Consider the following 16,180-nt stretch of genomic DNA (forward strand, 5'->3'; position numbering starts at 1 on the left):
CCGCACCCGTCCTACGTCACCCTCCAATCAGGCCAGTTATACCGTAAACGCTCAGGCCACAAACGCCATCAGACGACTACGCAAAGCCCCTGCGTCCTTGGCGGTGAGGAACTGCACCGGCACCTCGGGCGCGTCGGCACGCAGGGCGCTGAACACCTTTCAGCCTCCGTAGCGAAGGGCCATCGTCATGGTCCGACCATCCGGCTACCGGCTGTGCCGGGACTTTCCGATGTCTGTGGATCAGCTGCGCGCCCCGGTTACAAGATCACCGCGCGACGGCCGCACTCGACGACGAGCGCGGCCGGCCGAAGGCATCGAGCGTGCCCCAGCGACCGGGGATGTCGAGCAGCTCGATCTGCCCGAGCCCGGGTGGGATGGCGGGATTCACCACCAGGCGGTCACCTCGCGGTTCCAGTCCCAGCAGGCTCCGCAGCAGCAACAGCGGCGCTCCGGCCGACCAGCCTTGCGGACTGTTGCCGGTCGGATACCAGACCGGATGCAGCGTCGAACTCCGGTCGTACCCGGCGAAGGCCTCGGGCAGCCGGCCCTGGAAGTACGACGCCGTGTCCAGGATGGCCTGCGCGATCTGTCCGGCCTCGGCGCGGAAGCCGTACCGGCGCATCCCGGCGGCAATGATCGAGTTGTCGTACGGCCAGACCGCGCCGACATGCACCCCGACCGGGTTGTACCGGGCCTCGCGGGTACCCAGGGTCCGGATGCCCCAGCCGGAGAACATTTCCTCGCCCATCAGCCGGTCCACCACCGCGCCGGCCCGGTCCACGTCGATGATCCCGCTCCACATCAGGTGTCCCTGGTTCGAGGCGAGCGCGTCGACCTGGCCGCCGTCCGCGTCGAGAGCCAGCGCGTAGTGCCCGCGCGCGGCGATCCAGAAGTCCCGGTTGAACCGCTCCCGCAACTGGTCGGCCTGCTGGTCCAGCAGTTGCGCGTACGCCGGGTCGTTCCAGAACTCGCGGGCGAGTCGAGCACCGCGTCGCCGCGCGTCGTAGGCGTACCCCTGCACCTCGCAGACGGCGACCGGGCCGCCCGGCAGCCGCCCGTCGGAGTAGCAGATGCCGACCCTGCTGTCCTTCCAGACCTGGTTGGCGGCTTCGAATCGGCTCGTCGGCGGCGGGTAGCGCAGATAACCGTCGCCGAGCAGGTCGGCGTACTGGTCGAGCCAGCCCAGGGCTGCGCGGGCCTCCTGTTCGAGTCGACGCACCATCGTGGCATCACCGGTCCATCGCTCGTATTCGTCGAGCAGGACGACGAACAGCGGGGTGGCATCGGCGGATCCGTAGTGCTGCGAGTGCGGGGTCTCCTCGAAGGCGGCTGTTTCGCCGTACCGGATCTGGTGCAGGATCTTGCCCGGCTGTTCGTCCCGATAGTCGTCGATCTTCGCCCCTTGCAGCAGGGCCAGCGCCTCCAGCGTGGTGGCGGCGAGTTCCGGCACGAACGGCAGCGTCTGCAGGGAGGTGACCAGCGCCTGGCGTCCGACCAGCGTCATGAACCAGGGCAATCCGGCGGACGGCATCTTGCGGCCCGTGGTGAGGTCCGGGTGGCGCAACGCCGCCAGATCGAGCATGCTGCGCCGGTACGTCTGCGCCAGCGGCGGGTGCTCGCAGTTGAGCGCCGGCAGTTCGGCAAGAAACTCGTTGAGATCCCGCTCGTTGCTCTGCTTCGCCGCGCGGATCTGATGACGGACCTCGCCACGCAGGTCGGTGCCGCTCGGCGTCTCGACCGCGGTCTCCACCCGTAGCTCGGTAGTCCACGAGCCGTGCGCCGGTATCCGGATCCGGTAGCAGAGTCCGTCGAGGTCGATCTCGGCCGGCTCGCTGGTCTTGACGGCGGTGCCGCGTCGGAACTGTTCGCGTTGGTAGAGCAGGAACAGGTAGTCGTTCCCGGTGCTCCTAGTCAGTTCTCCTCTCTTGATCAGGTCAGGTAGGCCCAGTTCGTAGATGTCGGCGAAGTCGCTCGCCGCGTCGATCCGGACAGTGACGTCGACCGGTTCGCCGCGATGGTTGAGCAGGGTGATCTGTTCGCCGATACTGAGACCGACGGTGCGGTGTCGGATGACCGTCATGGTCGAGCTGACGTAGTGCGTCGGCTGGCCGGGGACGAGAAAGTAACGGGTTTCGAAGTGGTGCAGGTCGTCTACGGACAGCGGACTGAGCCGTTGCCCGTCGATGGTGAGCACCCAGCGGGACAGGAACCGGGTGTCGAAGGAGAACAGGCCCACCAGGTCCGACGGGGAGGCGTCCATGTCGCCGGAACGGTCGCTGACGACGAAGCAGACTCCGTCCATCACGCTGATCCGTGGTGGTCTCACCGGCCGGCCCTCCCGACCGCGGCCTGCGCGGCGACACCCTGTTCGGTGACGGCACCGCCGGTGGCGGCCCGCTGCGGCCCGGTGTCTCCGCGTGGGCCGGGCAACAGCCGCTGGAACAGGACGAAGATTCGCAACTGGCCGCGGAACGACACCTCGTTGCGAAGCACGGCGGCGGCCGGATTCGCGCCGGCCACCAGATTGTCGAACGCCGCACCGTCGGCAGAGACGACGCACTCGGCGTCCCGTTCGTCATTGATTCGCGCTACCCGCAGCTGACTGTCGGCGAAACTGACGTACCAGTGGTCGACCCGGCGGCCGCGCCGCAGATCGAACCGGATCGTCCCGGTCAGGCCGACCGGTAACAGGTGGGTCCGCTGCTGCACGGTGCCGGAGAAGAAGTCGGCCGTGGGATCCACGCTCATCTGCCTCTTCCTCTGCCTAGCGCTCCGGGTGACTCGTCGACGGTGGCACCAGCCAGGGCGAGTCGGTATCGCCCGGAGATGACGAGCATCGGCAGTTGACCGTTCAGTCAAGTCTGGGCTAGATTCTTGACCGGACAGTCAAGCAGCGGAGGAAACATGGCATCGGACACCCGGGAGCGCCTCGTCACGGTGGCCCGTGACCTGGTCCACGGTTCGTCGTACGCCGCCGTCAGCATCGAGGACGTCTGCGGCAAGGCGGGAGTGCACCGGGGCAGTCTCTACCACTTCTTCCCGTCCAAGGAGGCGCTCGGGCTGGCCGTGCTGGACGCCAACTGGGTATTGATGGAGGCACTGCTGGCGGAGTCGTTCAATGACGACGTCGCTCCGCTGGGACGGATCGACCGGTTCGTGCACGCCTTCGGCGGACTGTTGGCGATGACCCGCGAGCGGATGGGCAGTACTCCCGGCTGCCCGTTGGGCAACCTCGCGGCAGAGCTGGCCGGGCAGGGTGAGTCCGGGCGACGGCTGACCGGCATCCTCGACGCCTGGGCCCGATACTTCACCGCCGCGATCGACGAGGCGAGGATTCAGGGCGAACTGCCCCCGGACGTGGTGCCCGCCAGCGCCGCTCTCCGCCTGCTCGCGTACCTGCAGGGGGTGGCTCTGCTGGCCAAGGCGTACGACCGGCCCGAACTCGTGGCCCAGATGCGGTCCGGGGTGCGGATGCTGCTTGCCACGCCCACCTGAGCCGCCCGAGCCGCACAGACAATCGACCGTACCCGGCGACCGCGCCGACGCCGGGCGAGACCGGCGCACCCAGCGACTTGACCAATCAGTCAACTATCATGGTCCAGGAGATGACCCCTCATGGCACCCGCCGACCCATCCCCCGCCGGTACCGCGCCCGGTAGCGGCGAGGCGTACCGCTTCGAGCGGTTCCGACTCCCGCTGCTCCTCGACGATCTGCGGTTCGGTCCCACCGCACCGGCACCCGGCGACCGGTTGCCAGAGTTCGACCTGGCGACTCTCGACGGCGGTCGGTTCGCCAGCCGGGCGCTCGGCGCCAGACCGGTCCTAATGATCTTCGGATCCCGCACCTGCCCGGTCACCGAGAGCGCCGGGCCGGCACTGCGGCGACTGCACGCGGAGTTCGGGGAGAACATCCGCTTCATTCTGGTTAACACCCGGGAGGCCCACCCCGGCAACCGCTACCCCCAGCCCTCGACGTTCGACGTGAAGTGGGCACACGCCGAGGAGTTGCGTCGACACCACGGGTTTCCGTTCGAGGTCGCGGTCGACGATATCGACGGCACCGTGCACCGGATACTCTCACCCAAGCCGAACTCGGCATACCTGATCGGGGCCGATTCTACGATCCGATACCGGGCGCACTGGGCCAACGACGAGAACGGACTGCGCGCGGCGCTGACCGCCGTCGCCGCCGGCGGACCACCACCGACGCCGTACAGCCACCGGATGGTCGGCCCACTGCTGCGTGCGGTCGGGCACCTGCCCGGCATCGTGCGCTTCGCCGGCGGCAACGTCGAACGGGAGGTCTGGTTCGCCGCGCCACCGCTGGCGGTCCTCGGCCGGCTGTCCCGATTGTTCGGCTCGCTGCAGCCGGACCGGCGCGGCCCCGCCGCCCTGCTGATGCTGGCCGGTGCCGCGCTGCTGACCGCGACCGTGGCGATCGCCCTGGCCGGCTGACCACCGACGGGTCGTGCGGACCCGCCTGAGCGTCGGCCACGCCATCAGGGACGGCTGCGGGCGGCGAGCACCAACAGCAGCTCGAACCGACGATCCGGGTCGGTCAACTCGTCGCCGAGCAGTTCCCGTAGCCGCTTCATCCGGTAGCTGACGGTCTGCGGATGCACGAACAGCTCAGCTGAGACCGCCGTCCGCGCCCCCCAGTGCCGCAGCCAGCTGTGCAGGGTCCGCAGCAGCTCCTCCCGGCCCGCGGGACGCAGCGACTCGAACGGTGCCAACCGTCGGACGGTCAACACTGCCAGCGCGTCCGGCTGCCCCTGCACCGCCAGCGCGGTCAGGTGGTCGTCGGCGAACCTGACGTCAGCCGTCGGCGGCGCGGCGGTCGCGGTGAGTTCGGCCAGCCGTACCGCCTGCGGCACCTGCGGCCAGGGCAACGCCGGCCCGACCGACGCGGCCCGACCGCCGAGCGTCGCGGCCAGGGCGGACCGGCTGGTGCGCGGCCCGGCGCGCAGCAACACGACGGCGTCGCGGCCCCGCTCGACCACCAGCCCGTCGGCGCCGAACCGGAACCGCACGTCGCGGGCGTGGCCGAGCGCGAGGACCACCGGTACGACGGTGTCCAGCTCGGGCCAGCCGACCCGGGTCGCGGCGAGCGCCACCACCTCGGCCGGGGCACCGCCGGCGAGCAGCAGATCGGCGAGCTGACGACGCAACCGGTCGCCGTCGCCGGACTGTTCGCGGACCTGCTGGGCGAAGCCGTCGGTGCTGGCCGCCGCCAGTTCGTCGACGTACCCGCTGACCGCGTCGGCGCAGTCGACCAGCGTCTCGACGTCCAGCGGCCGGAGTTCGGCGAGTACCTCGCCGAGGTGACGTAGCAGCAACCGGGACGCGATCCGCAGGGCGGCGAGCAACGCCTCAGGGCCGCGCTGCTCGCGGGCCTCGGCCGCGCCGAGCGCCACGAAGACCTCCCGCACCCGGGGCGGCAGCGCCGGGTGCGGCGTACCGACCAGGTCGAGGAAGTGGTGCAGCGCCACCTCGACCGCCGTCCACGCGTCGGACCGGAACTTCTGCTCGGCGACCCCGGCGAAGGCCGGGGTCGCCTCAGTGACCGCGGTGGCGACCGCCCGGATCACCGCAGGCAGCCGTGGCCGCATGGCGGGGGCCAGCTCGGCGGGCAGCCGCTGCCAGGGAGTCGAGGTGACCGCGCCGGCATGCACGCCATCATCCTGTCATCCGGTGATAACCCTTCCCACACTCAGCCGTCGTTGGGTCGCCGGGCGCGGCAGCGAACGAAGTACAGAGCTATCACCGGGTGACAAACACAGCGGGCTATCTCGCTGCCGGCGCGACGGTGCCCGACAGGTCGATCCGGGCAAGGATGGGACCAGGCCGACGGACCGGCCGCCAGCCGGAGGAGACCGAGATGCGACACCACACCTCCCGTCAGCACGTCGTGGACATGTGCCGCACGATGCTGGAGCGTGGGTATCTGAAGGCCACCGAGGGCAACGTTTCGGTCCGGGTGCCCGGGCACCGGCGCTACGCCGTCACCCCGAGCAACTACGACTACGACAAGATGCGGGTCGAGGACATCTGCCTGGTCGATTTCGACGGCGAGCACGTCCCGGACGGCACCGGCGGCGACCTCGCCCCGTCGATCGAGGCCGGCATGCACGCGAACATCTACCGGCAACGCCCGGACGTCAACGCGGTCGTGCACACCCACCAGCCGTACGCCTCGGCCCTGGCGTTCCTGCGCAAGCCGATCCCGGCGCTCACCGACGAACAGGTCCGCTTCCTGGGACGGGAGGTGGCGATCGTCGACTACGCGCCATCGGGCACCGGCTGGCTCGCCGGCAACGTGCAGAAGAAGGTGGCCAGCGGCGACAACGCGTTCATCATCGCCAACCACGGCGTCGTCGCGCTCGGCACGGACCCGGACCGCGCGGTGTTCAACATGGCGCTGCTGGAGAAGGTCTCCATCGCCTATCTGTTGGCGCTGACCAGCGAAACTGGCAGGGTCTACACGATCCCGACGGCGATCCGGGAGATCGCCTTCGGCAAGCTGCGCGCCGACGAGAAGCGGATCGCCGCGCAGCTCACCGACGCGGTGCCGCCGGTACGGGTGCCCGCGGACGAAGCGTTGCCCAGCGCCGACGCGGTGGCGGCCCAGATCGCCGCCGCCGGCCCGCCAGTGCCGGCGACGACGACCGCGCCGACCCCCGGCGGCGAATCCACCGAGCTCGGCTACGCGATCGCCGAGTACCTCGACGTCGACGACACTATGCGCCGGCTCAAGGCACTCGTCGCCCAGCCGCTGCGCGGGCTGCGCCACGACGCGATGCTCGACGTGCTCGGCTACTTCGACACGAAGTGTCAGGCCAGCAAGGAGATCACCGACCGGGCCCGGCGGCGGATCCCTGGCGGTGTGCAGCACAATCTGGCGTTCAACTATCCGTTCCCGCTCGCGATCGACTCCGCCGAGGGCGCGTACCTGACCGACCGGGACGGCAACACCTACATCGACTTCCTACAGGCCGGCGGGCCGACGATCCTGGGCAGCAACTACGGCCCGGTCAACGAACAGGTCGCCGCGGTGATCTCGAAGTCCGGTCCGGTGACCGGGCTGTTCCACGAGTACGAGCTGAAGCTCGCCGAGATCATCCACCGGTACATGCCGCACATCGAGATGTACCGTTCGCTCGGCTCGGGTACCGAGGCGGTGATGGCCGCGGTGCGCGGTGCCCGCGCCTTCACCGGCAAGACCATGGTGATCAAGGTGGGCGGTGCCTACCACGGCTGGTCCGACACGATGGTGTACGGGCTACGGGTGCCCGGCACCTACCGGATGAACGCCAAGGGCATCCCGTTCGGCGCGACCGCCAACACCCGCGAGGCGTTCCCACACGACCTGGGGCAACTGCGCCGCAAGCTGATCGAGAACCGGGTACGCGGCGGCACCGCGGCGGTGATCGTCGAACCACTCGGCCCCGAGTCCGGCACCCGCCCGGTGCCGCGCGACTTCAACGCCAAGGTCCGCACGTTGTGCGACGAGTTCGGCGCGCTGCTGGTCTTCGACGAGGTCGTGACCGGCTTCCGTACCGGACTCGGCGGTGCCGCCGGCTACTTCGGCGTCACCCCCGACCTGACCGTGTTCGGCAAGGCGGTCGCCGGCGGTTACCCGATGGCCGGCGGGGTCGGCGGCCGGGCCGACGTGATGGCCGTCTTCGGCTCCGGACTGGACGGCCGCAGCGGCGCGCACATCCAGGTCGGCGGCACCCTGTCGGCGAACCCGCTGTCCTGCGCGGCCGGCTACTTCGCCATCGCGGAGATGGCCCGGACCAACGCGCCGGTGATCGCCGGCCGGGCCGGCGACCGACTCACCCGGGGCCTGCAGCGGCTGATCGACCGGTACGGTCTGCCGTACGTGGCGTACAACCAGGGGTCGATCGTGCATCTGGAATGCAGTGGCGTCATGCTCCTGGACATGCGCAGCCCGATCAAGCTGCTCAAGGAGAACAAGGCCCGTAAACGGCTGATGGAGCAGATGGGGGCGGCGTACACGGCGCACGGTCTGATCACCCTGGCCGGCTCCCGGATGTACACGTCGCTGGCTGACACCGACGAGGTGATCGACCGCGCTCTGGAGCGCTTTGACCGGGTGTTCGCGCAGGTCGAAGGGGTCTGACCACAGTGCCGGCCATCCCACCGCAGGTCCTGGCGATCGACCTGGGCACCTCCGGGATGAAGGCCGCGCTGGTCGCCGCCGACGGCATGGTGACCGGGTGGGCCGAGCGGCCGGTGCCGCTGCGGGTGCTGCCCGGTGGCGGCGCCGAGCAGGACCCGGCGCGCTGGTGGGCGGCGCTGGCCGAGGTGGTCGCCGACCTCGGCCAAGCCCACCCGGCGCACCTGCGGGCGGTGACCACGGTCTGTTCGTCCGCCCAGGGCGAGGGGACGATCGCCGTCGACGCCGCTGGGGAGCCGTTGACCCCGTGCATCACCTGGCTGGACATGCGCGGCGCGGCGGGGCTGCGCCGACAGTTCGGCGGCTTCCCGGCGTACCAGGGATTGTCGGTCCGTCGGACGCTGCGCTGGCTGCGGCTCACCGGCGGGATGCCGTCGCCGACCGGCAAGGACCCGGCCGCGCACATGCTACTGATCCGCGACGAGATGCCGCAGGTGTACGCACGGACCGCGACGTTCCTCAACGTGCTGGACTGGATCAACCTCAAACTGACCGGCCGTACGGTGGCCACCGTCGACTCGATCCTCACCTCGTGGGTGACCGACAACCGTCGGCCCGGTCAGATCCGGTACTCCCCCGCGCTGGTCGCCGACTGTGGCATAGATCGGGAAAAATTTCCGCAGATAGTCGCCTGCACCGAGGTGATCGGCACCCTGTCGCCGACCGCCGCCACGCATCTGGGCCTGCCACAGACGGTGCAGGTGGTGGCTGGAGCGGTCGACAACACCGCGGCGGCGGTCGGCGCCGGCACCACCGCCGACAACGATCCGCACCTCTATCTGGGCACCTCGTCGTGGATCGCGGCGCACGTGCCGGCCAAGAAGACCGACGTGTTCGCGCAGATCGCCTCGGTGCCGTGCGCGATCGGCGACCGGTACCTGATGACCGCGCTGCAGGCCACCGCCGGGGCGAACCTCACCTGGTTGAAAGACAAGATCGTCGAGTACGACGATCCGCTGATCGGCGCCGGGCAGCTCAGCCGCGACGAGCGATCCAGCTTCGACGCGTTCGACGCGATCATCCCGACCGTGCCGGCCGGCGCCAACGGGGTGCTCTACATGCCGTGGCTGTACGGCGAGCGGGCCCCTGTCGACGATCCGCACCTGCGCGCCGGTTTCCTGAACATCTCGCTGGACACCAACCGCTCCGACCTGCTCCGGGCGGTCTTCGAAGGTGTCGCGTTGAACACCAGGTGGCTGTCCGGGGCGGTCGACCGGTTCCTCGGCAGCCCGGTGGGGTCGCTGGCGATCACCGGCGGCGGCGCCCGGTCGGCCGCCTGGTGCCAGATCTTCGCCGACGTGCTCGGTGTCGAGATCCGCCGGGATCCGCAACCGGTGGCAGTCAACGTCCGGGGCGCGGGCTGGATCGGGGCGGTCGGCACCGGGATGCTCACGTTCGGGCAGATCCCTGGGCTGCTGCGTGCCGACCGGGTCTTCACGCCGACGCCGGCGCACCGGGTCCGCTACGACGAGGCCTTCGACATCTACTGTGACCTGCACAGGCGTCTCGCGCCGGTGTACCGGCGGCTGAACCCGTGAACGCGTAGGGCGGGTGGTGGGCCGGATCCGGCCGACCGATCGGCGACGATTGTGGCATGTCGCAATCTACGGTCGCCTCCCGTCATGCCGTCGTCATCGGCGGCAGCCTCGCCGGTCTCTGTGCCGCCCGGGCCCTGCTCGAACACGTCGACCAGGTGACCGTCGTCGACCGCGACCGGTTCCCCGAGGAGCCGAAGGTCCGGGCCGGCGTACCGCAGGCACATCACCTGCACGTGCTCGTCACGGCTGGCCAGCGGGCTCTCGACCAGCTCTTTCCTGGGCTGATCGCCGAACTGCACGAGATCGGGGCGGTACGGGTCGACGCCCCGACGGACATCCTCTACCTGACCCCCGTCGGCTGGCGGGAACGGTTCCCGGCCACCCACCGGCTGGTCGGCGTCAGCCGCGAACTGCTCGACTGGACGGTCCGCCGCCGGCTGGCGGCCGACCCCCGGGTACGGTTCATGCCCGGCCACGAGGCGGTCCGGCTGCTCGGCTCGGACGACCGCGACGCGGTCACCGGTGTGCTGCTGCGGCCACGTGGCGCCGACACCGGTGTACGCGGCCTCGACGCCGATCTGGTGGTCGACGCCAGCGGACGCGGCTCGCACGCTCCGCAGTGGCTCGACGACCTGGGCTACGGCCGGCCGGACGAGATTCGGGTCGAGTCCGGTCTCGGCTACGCCAGTCGACGCTACCTGCTTCCAGCCGGAACCGCCGACGGCTGGAAGAACATCGTGCTGATGCCGCAGCCGCCACGCTCCGGTCGCGGCGGCGTCCTCTATCCGATTGAGAACGGCCGGTGGATGGTCACCCTCGGCGGTCTCGGTGGGGACTGCCCACCGACCGACGAGGCTGGCTTCCTGGAGTTCGCCCGAGGGCTGCGCAGCCCGCTGCTGTACGAGGCGATCAGGGACGCCACCCCGGACTCCCCCATCCACGGCTTCCGCGACACTGGCAACCACCGTCGCCGGTACGAGGCGATGCCACGGTGGCCGGACCGGTTCGTGGTGGTCGGCGACGCCGCCTGCACGTTCAACCCGGTCTACGGCCAGGGCATGAGCGTGGCGGCCCAGGCCGGTGTGACCCTCGCCGAACAGCTGCGTACCGGCGGGGGTCGGCTCGGCCGCGCGGCGCAGGTCAAGGTCGCCGCCGGCAGCGAGACGGCCTGGCTGATCGCCACCGGCGCTGACCTGCGGTACCCGACGACCGTCGGCGACCGGCCGCCACACGGCGGTCGGCTGTCGCGTTGGTATCTCGACCGCGCCGCCGACGTCGCCAATCGGGATCCGTACGTCCTGCGGGTGCTGACCGACGTTTTCCACCTGGTGGCACCGCTGTCGGCGGTGGCCCGGCCCGGCGTAGCGCTGCGGGTGCTACGGGGCCGGCCCGGCCCACGTCTGGACACCCCGCCGCCATCCGGCTGGCCGACCAGCCGATCCCGATCTTGACAGCATCCTCTTTCGTTAGGTTAGCCTCACCTCGGAGGGGGCGAAATGAAGGTAGACGACAAGACGACAACTGGCACCGCGAAACACCGGATGGTTCTGACCGACCAGGTGGACATCGCGGGACTCGCGAAGATCTACCGGCAAGTGCACGCCGACGACCTGCACCTTGTCGACCACACCGAACCGTCGGTGGAGCAACGACTGAAGTGGACGGCGCAGGCCCCCGGCTTCGCGGCCACCGTCGGATACGCCGACGGACAGGCGGTCGGCGCCGTCATGGGCTGCCCGCTGCCACCGGAGACCCTCTGGTGGCGCGAGCTCCGCTCGGACACCGACCCCGATCTGGTACACGAGTGGCCGGGTCGGACCTTCGCCGTCTGTGAGGCGTTCGTGCTGCCGCAGTTCCAGCGTCAGCAGGTAGGCGTGACGCTCTTCTCCCATCTGTTGGCGAGCCGGACCGAGCAGCGGGTGTCACTGGCCGTGGCCGACTCCAACACGCGGGTGCTGCGCAGCATGCGGGTCCTCGGCTGGCAGCACGTCGGCGGCCTGGTGCCGTTCCCCGGCTGGCGCGAGCACGCCATGTTCGTCCGACCACTGCCCTGGTGACCCGGGCACCGTCGTCGATGTCGGCCCGGTCGGCCCGGCGGCCGCGGCCGGCCGGTGTCGGCGCTGATGGCGGAGCCCCATGACCACTCCGGCGAGCATCAGGACGATCGCGGCCACCGCGACTGTCACGTAACCGACCCGGGCGGCCACCGCCAGCCCGACGGCGGCGGCGAGGTAGGAGCAGACGAGCCCGAACGACGACAGTACGGTGAAGTCGGTGCCACCCGACGCCGGCCGTGAGTAGTCCATGTTCACCGTGTACAACGCGACATTGGCCACCGTGTACGCGGCCATGAAGCAGCACAGCGCCACGGTGGTGAACCCGGTTACGGCCCGCCCGGTGAGCATCGGCAACAGCGACGCCGTCGCCACGGCGAGCGAGACACCGCCGGCCAGCAGCACCCCGGACCGGCCGATCCGGTTGACCAGTCCACCAGCCACCAGCCCGGCGATCACCGCTGGGACGCTGGTCACGACGCCGGTGACGAGACCGATCCGCGACAGGGACCAACCCGCGTCGACCAACGCCGGCGACACCAACGCGTACGCCGCACCCGCCCCCGTGTAGATGAACGGCACCACACCAAGGACCCAGCCGCGGCAACCCGGCTGGCGCAGCACCGACAGCAGTGCGCCGTACGCCTGGCGGGTGCCCGCCGGTTTCGCGACCCGGTCTGGTTCCCGGAACCGCCACACCACCAGCAGGCCGGTGGCGGTGAGTCCGGCGAGCAGCCCGACCGCCGCGGCCCAGCCGAACCGGTCGTAGACGACCACGCAGGCACCGCCGCCGAGGATGTTGCCGACGTAGCTGGCCGCCACCTGGATCCCGTTGCCCGGACCACGGTCGGACCGACTGAGCAACCGGACGGCGACCGCGTCCGCGGCGATGTCCTGGGTGGCGGACAGGAACACGAACAGCGCGCAGATCAGCACGATCGGGCCGATTCGGCCGGTGGCCGGATCGAACACGAGCAGCGCCAGCAGGGCGAGGACCATGCCGGTCTGCAGCACCAGCAGCCAGGACCGGTAGTGCCCACCGCGCCGGGGCCCGTACCGGTCGACGATCGGCGCCCAGAGGAACTTGACCGGCCAGATCAGACCGATCAGGTTCAGCAACGCGAGCGTGTCCAGCGAGGTGCCGCCGGCCCGCAGGATGCCGGTCAGCCCGATCGTGATGAAACCGAAGCCGAGGAATTGGGTGACGTAGAGCGCGGTCAGCATTCGCAACCGACCGTCGACCGGTACGGGGTCCGGCGGTCGGACCGCTACGCCAGCGGGACTCATCGCGCCCATTCGGACTCCCGGTGTCGAATCCGTTCGATGTCACGCAGGTCACAACCGGACGCCGAACACCCGCCGTCGCCCCGAATCCGCAGGTCGCGACCTTGTACCGGGCCGTTGCCGGGACTTGCGGACCAGCGGCCGCTCCCCCTTGACACCTCGCCGACCCGCCCTGCCCAGTTCCGTTTCACCGGACCTCCCAGTAGCCTCGCCTAAGTTAGGTTAGGTTACCCTTATGGAGGCGGTCTTGGAGGGGTCGATGTACCCACACCTGTTCGGTCGACACACGGTGGACGCCTACGTGTCCAGCATCGACCAGACCGTGGCCGGGCTCGCCGACCGCGTACGCGCGGTCCGCCAGCCGTACTCCGGGGCCAGTGTCGCGTCGTTGCAGCAGATGGTCGACCGCGTCGACCTCGACACACCCCTCGGCAGCGTCGACGCCGCGCTCGACGAGATCGGCACGCTCTACCTGGACCACGCGGTCTGGTTCCACGAACCCACCTACCTGGCCCACCTGAACTGTCCGGTCGCGATTCCCGCACTCAGCGCCGAACTGCTGCTCGCCGCAGTCAACTCCTCGGTCGACACCTGGGACCAGAGCACCAGTGGCACCTTGATCGAACGCCGGATGATCGACTGGACCGCCCAGCGGATCGGCTTCGGCCCCGCCGCCGACGGCGTCTTCACCAGCGGAGGCACTCAGTCCAACCTGCATGGACTGCTACTGGCCCGCGAAGACCGGCTGGCACGCATCGCCGGCGACGGCCACCCGCCTGGCGGTCGCGGCACCGCGACCGGGGTCAGCCGCGAGGCGGTACTGCCCCGGCTGCGGATTCTGGCCACCCAGGAGAGCCACTTCAGCGTGGGCAAGTCCGCCCGGCTACTCGGACTGGCCGCCGACGCCGTCGTGGGAGTCGCCACCGACGACACCGGCCGGATGGACCCGGCCGCGCTGCGCGCCGCGATCGACCTGCTCCACGCTCAGGCGCTGGTGCCGATGGCGGTGGTCGCCACCGCCGGTACCACCGACCGGGGCTGCGTCGACCCGCTCGCCGCGATCAGCACCGTCTGCCGAGAACAGTCCGTGTGGCTGCACGTCGACGCCGCGTACGGCTGCGGGCTGCTGGTCTCCGCGCGACGCCGGCACCTGCTCGACGGCATCGAGAGCGCCGACTCGGTGACCGTCGACTACCACAAGAGCTTCTTCCAGCCGGTCAGCTGCAGCGCGATCGTGGTCCGGGAGGCGGCGACGATGCGACGCGTCGCCGTGCACGCCGACTACCTGAACCCGCGTACCGCCACGGTGCCCAACCAGGTCGACAAGAGCCTGCAGACCACCCGTCGGTTCGACGCGCTGAAACTGTGGATGACCGTCCGCGCGATCGGCGCACAGCAACTCGGCGAAATGTTCGACCGGGTCGTCGACCTGGCTCAGATCGCCCACGGCGAACTGCTCGATCAGGAGGACTTCGAGGTCGCCATGCGGCCGGTGCTCAGCACGGTGCTGTTCCGCTACCGACCGGACTGGCTTTCGGTGGCCGACTGCGACCGGCTGCTGCCCCAGCTGCGGTCCCGGCTGTTCGGCGACGGTACCGCGATCATCGCCGGCACCACCATCGACGGCCACTACTGGCTGAAGTTCACCCTGCTCAACCCGAACACCACGGTGGAAGACCTGCGTACCGTGATCGACCTGATCCGCCGGGCCGGCGCCGAGCTGCTCGACGCCGAATGGGACCCGGCCCTCATCGCCGCCCCGCAAGCCGTCACCACGGAGGTGGGCGCCAATGCGAACGTATGACTTCGTCGCCGTCGGCCTCGGGCCGTTCAACCTGGGCCTGGCCTGCCTGACCGCGCCGCTGGACGGGCTGGACGGAGTGTTCCTGGAGCAGCGCGACGAGTTCGCCTGGCATCCCGGGCTGATGATCGAGGGCGTGAGCATCCAGGTGCCGTTCCTGGCCGACCTGGTCACCATGGCCGATCCGACCTCTGCGTACTCGTTCCTCAACTACCTCAAGCAGACCGGGCGGCTCTACCGCTTCTACATCAGGGAGGACTTCTACCCGCTACGCGCCGAGTACGACGCGTACTGCCGATGGGCCGCGGCACAGCTGCCCAACATCCGGTTCGGCCACCACGTCGAGCAGGTCGAGCACGACGCCATCAGCGGGGACTACCTGGTACACGTACGGCAATCGGGCGCCGGGACCACCGAGACGCTGCGGACCCGGCGGTTGGTGCTCGGCATCGGCACCACGCCGTACCGGCCGGCAGTGCTGCGCGACCTGCCCGGCCCGGCGATCCACAGCGCCGACTACCTGTCGAACAAGGCCCGGCTGCAGGACCTGGCGTCGATCACCGTCGTCGGCAGCGGGCAGAGCGCCGCCGAAATCTACCTCGACCTGCTGGAGGAGATCGACACCCGGGGATACCAGCTGAACTGGATCACCCGGTCGCCTCGGTTCTTCCCGATGGAGTACACCAAGCTGACCCTCGAGATGACCTCCCCGGAGTACGTCCGCTACTTCCACGCCCTGCCACCCGCCAGCCGCGACCGGCTCAACCGCGACCAGCGCAACCTCTACAAGGGCATCAGCGGCGACCTGGTGAACACGATCTTCGACACCCTCTACCGCAAGGACCTCGCCGGGCCGGTGCCCACCACTCTGCTCACCGGCACCGCGCTGACCGGCGCCGACTGGGACAACGACCGGTACCGGCTCGCGCTGCACCACCAGGAGCAGGGCCGCGACTTCGCGCTGTCCACCGAAGGGCTTGTCCTGGCCACCGGCTACCGGCCGACCGTCCCAACGTTCCTCGACCCGGTACGCGACCGGATCCGCTGGGACGACCGGGGCCGCTTCGACGTAGCGGTCGGCTTCTCCATCGACCACGCCGACCGGGAGATCTTCGTGCAGAACGCCGAGGAACACACGCACAGCCTGACCGCCCCCGACCTGGGGATGGGGCCGTACCGGAACTCGGTGATCATTGCCAACATGTGCGGACGCGACGTCTACCCGGTCGAGCAACGGATCGCGTTCCAGCACTTCGGCGCGCTACCCGACGACCCCACCCCGGCTGGACCCGGCACCGCGTCG

Annotated in this window: 10 protein-coding genes and 2 pseudogenes; 8 read left to right on the top strand and 4 right to left on the bottom strand. The window is 70.0% G+C overall.

Annotated features, from left to right (window positions below; genetic code table 11):
• Positions 1-265: 265 nt before the first annotated feature.
• A complete protein-coding gene (locus tag ACFHVL_RS16940; protein WP_416629019.1) occupies positions 266-2,302 on the bottom strand; it encodes a glycogen debranching N-terminal domain-containing protein in 2,037 nt (678 codons plus the stop codon).
• 20 nt (positions 2,303-2,322) lie between these two features.
• The gene (locus tag ACFHVL_RS16945; RefSeq protein WP_416628958.1) at positions 2,323-2,748 is read right to left on the bottom strand and encodes an SCP2 sterol-binding domain-containing protein; all 426 of its coding nucleotides are present in this window, start codon (positions 2,746-2,748) and stop codon (positions 2,323-2,325) included.
• A 156-nt stretch (positions 2,749-2,904) separates the two neighbouring features.
• On the opposite strand from ACFHVL_RS16945, the gene ACFHVL_RS16950 reads away from it, so the two are divergent.
• Positions 2,905-3,495, top strand: a complete 591-nt coding sequence (locus ACFHVL_RS16950; protein ID WP_416628959.1) for a TetR/AcrR family transcriptional regulator — start codon at positions 2,905-2,907, stop codon at positions 3,493-3,495.
• A 120-nt stretch (positions 3,496-3,615) separates the two neighbouring features.
• Positions 3,616-4,455, top strand: coding sequence for a deiodinase-like protein (locus tag ACFHVL_RS16955; protein ID WP_416628960.1), 840 nt, complete (start codon positions 3,616-3,618; stop codon positions 4,453-4,455).
• Between the two features lie 44 nt (positions 4,456-4,499).
• Here the strand turns inward: ACFHVL_RS16955 and ACFHVL_RS16960 are convergent, their stop codons facing one another.
• Positions 4,500-5,672 carry a PucR family transcriptional regulator gene (locus ACFHVL_RS16960; RefSeq protein ID WP_416628962.1) on the bottom strand — a complete coding sequence of 391 codons (1,173 nt, stop codon included), beginning with the start codon at positions 5,670-5,672 and terminating at the stop codon, positions 4,500-4,502.
• Positions 5,673-5,878: 206 nt separating this feature from the next.
• On the opposite strand from ACFHVL_RS16960, the gene ACFHVL_RS16965 reads away from it, so the two are divergent.
• The 4 genes and pseudogenes from ACFHVL_RS16965 to ACFHVL_RS16980 all read left to right on the top strand — a co-directional run.
• Positions 5,879-8,143, top strand: coding sequence for an aminotransferase class III-fold pyridoxal phosphate-dependent enzyme (locus ACFHVL_RS16965; RefSeq protein ID WP_416628963.1), 2,265 nt, complete (start codon positions 5,879-5,881; stop codon positions 8,141-8,143).
• A 5-nt stretch (positions 8,144-8,148) separates the two neighbouring features.
• On the top strand, positions 8,149-9,738 hold the full coding sequence (locus ACFHVL_RS16970; protein WP_416628964.1) for a xylulokinase: 1,590 nt from the start codon (positions 8,149-8,151) through the stop codon (positions 9,736-9,738).
• Between the two features lie 56 nt (positions 9,739-9,794).
• On the top strand, positions 9,795-11,189 hold the full coding sequence (locus ACFHVL_RS16975; RefSeq protein WP_416628965.1) for an NAD(P)/FAD-dependent oxidoreductase: 1,395 nt from the start codon (positions 9,795-9,797) through the stop codon (positions 11,187-11,189).
• A 90-nt stretch (positions 11,190-11,279) separates the two neighbouring features.
• A pseudogene (locus ACFHVL_RS16980) lies at positions 11,280-11,657 on the top strand (GNAT family N-acetyltransferase); the annotation flags it as partial.
• A 3-nt stretch (positions 11,658-11,660) separates the two neighbouring features.
• Here ACFHVL_RS16980 and ACFHVL_RS16985 read toward each other — a convergent pair.
• Positions 11,661-13,088, bottom strand: a complete 1,428-nt coding sequence (locus ACFHVL_RS16985) for an MFS transporter (protein WP_416628966.1) — start codon at positions 13,086-13,088, stop codon at positions 11,661-11,663.
• A gap of 247 nt (positions 13,089-13,335) precedes the next feature.
• Between ACFHVL_RS16985 and ACFHVL_RS16990 the strand changes: the two genes are divergently transcribed.
• Positions 13,336-14,880, top strand: coding sequence for a pyridoxal phosphate-dependent decarboxylase family protein (locus tag ACFHVL_RS16990; protein WP_416628967.1), 1,545 nt, complete (start codon positions 13,336-13,338; stop codon positions 14,878-14,880).
• Positions 14,867-16,138: pseudogene (locus ACFHVL_RS16995) on the top strand (lysine N(6)-hydroxylase/L-ornithine N(5)-oxygenase family protein); the annotation flags it as partial. The gene ACFHVL_RS16990 and the pseudogene ACFHVL_RS16995, both read left to right, overlap by 14 nt.
• Between the last annotated feature and the right edge of the window lie 42 nt (positions 16,139-16,180).

It is taken from the genome of Micromonospora sp. LOL_023 (assembly GCF_048060115.1).
GTDB lineage: Bacteria > Actinomycetota > Actinomycetes > Mycobacteriales > Micromonosporaceae > Micromonospora_E.

Coding starts and splice junctions, on each gene's coding strand:
- ACFHVL_RS16955 (WP_416628960.1), top strand. CDS start 3,616: ATGGCACCCGCCGACCCATCCCCCGCCGGTACCGCGCCCGGTAGCGGC.
- ACFHVL_RS16945 (WP_416628958.1), bottom strand. CDS start 2,748: ATGAGCGTGGATCCCACGGCCGACTTCTTCTCCGGCACCGTGCAGCAG.
- ACFHVL_RS16965 (WP_416628963.1), top strand. CDS start 5,879: ATGCGACACCACACCTCCCGTCAGCACGTCGTGGACATGTGCCGCACG.
- ACFHVL_RS16990 (WP_416628967.1), top strand. CDS start 13,336: ATGTACCCACACCTGTTCGGTCGACACACGGTGGACGCCTACGTGTCC.
- ACFHVL_RS16975 (WP_416628965.1), top strand. CDS start 9,795: ATGTCGCAATCTACGGTCGCCTCCCGTCATGCCGTCGTCATCGGCGGC.
- ACFHVL_RS16985 (WP_416628966.1), bottom strand. CDS start 13,088: ATGGGCGCGATGAGTCCCGCTGGCGTAGCGGTCCGACCGCCGGACCCC.
- ACFHVL_RS16950 (WP_416628959.1), top strand. CDS start 2,905: ATGGCATCGGACACCCGGGAGCGCCTCGTCACGGTGGCCCGTGACCTG.
- ACFHVL_RS16940 (WP_416629019.1), bottom strand. CDS start 2,302: ATGGACGGAGTCTGCTTCGTCGTCAGCGACCGTTCCGGCGACATGGAC.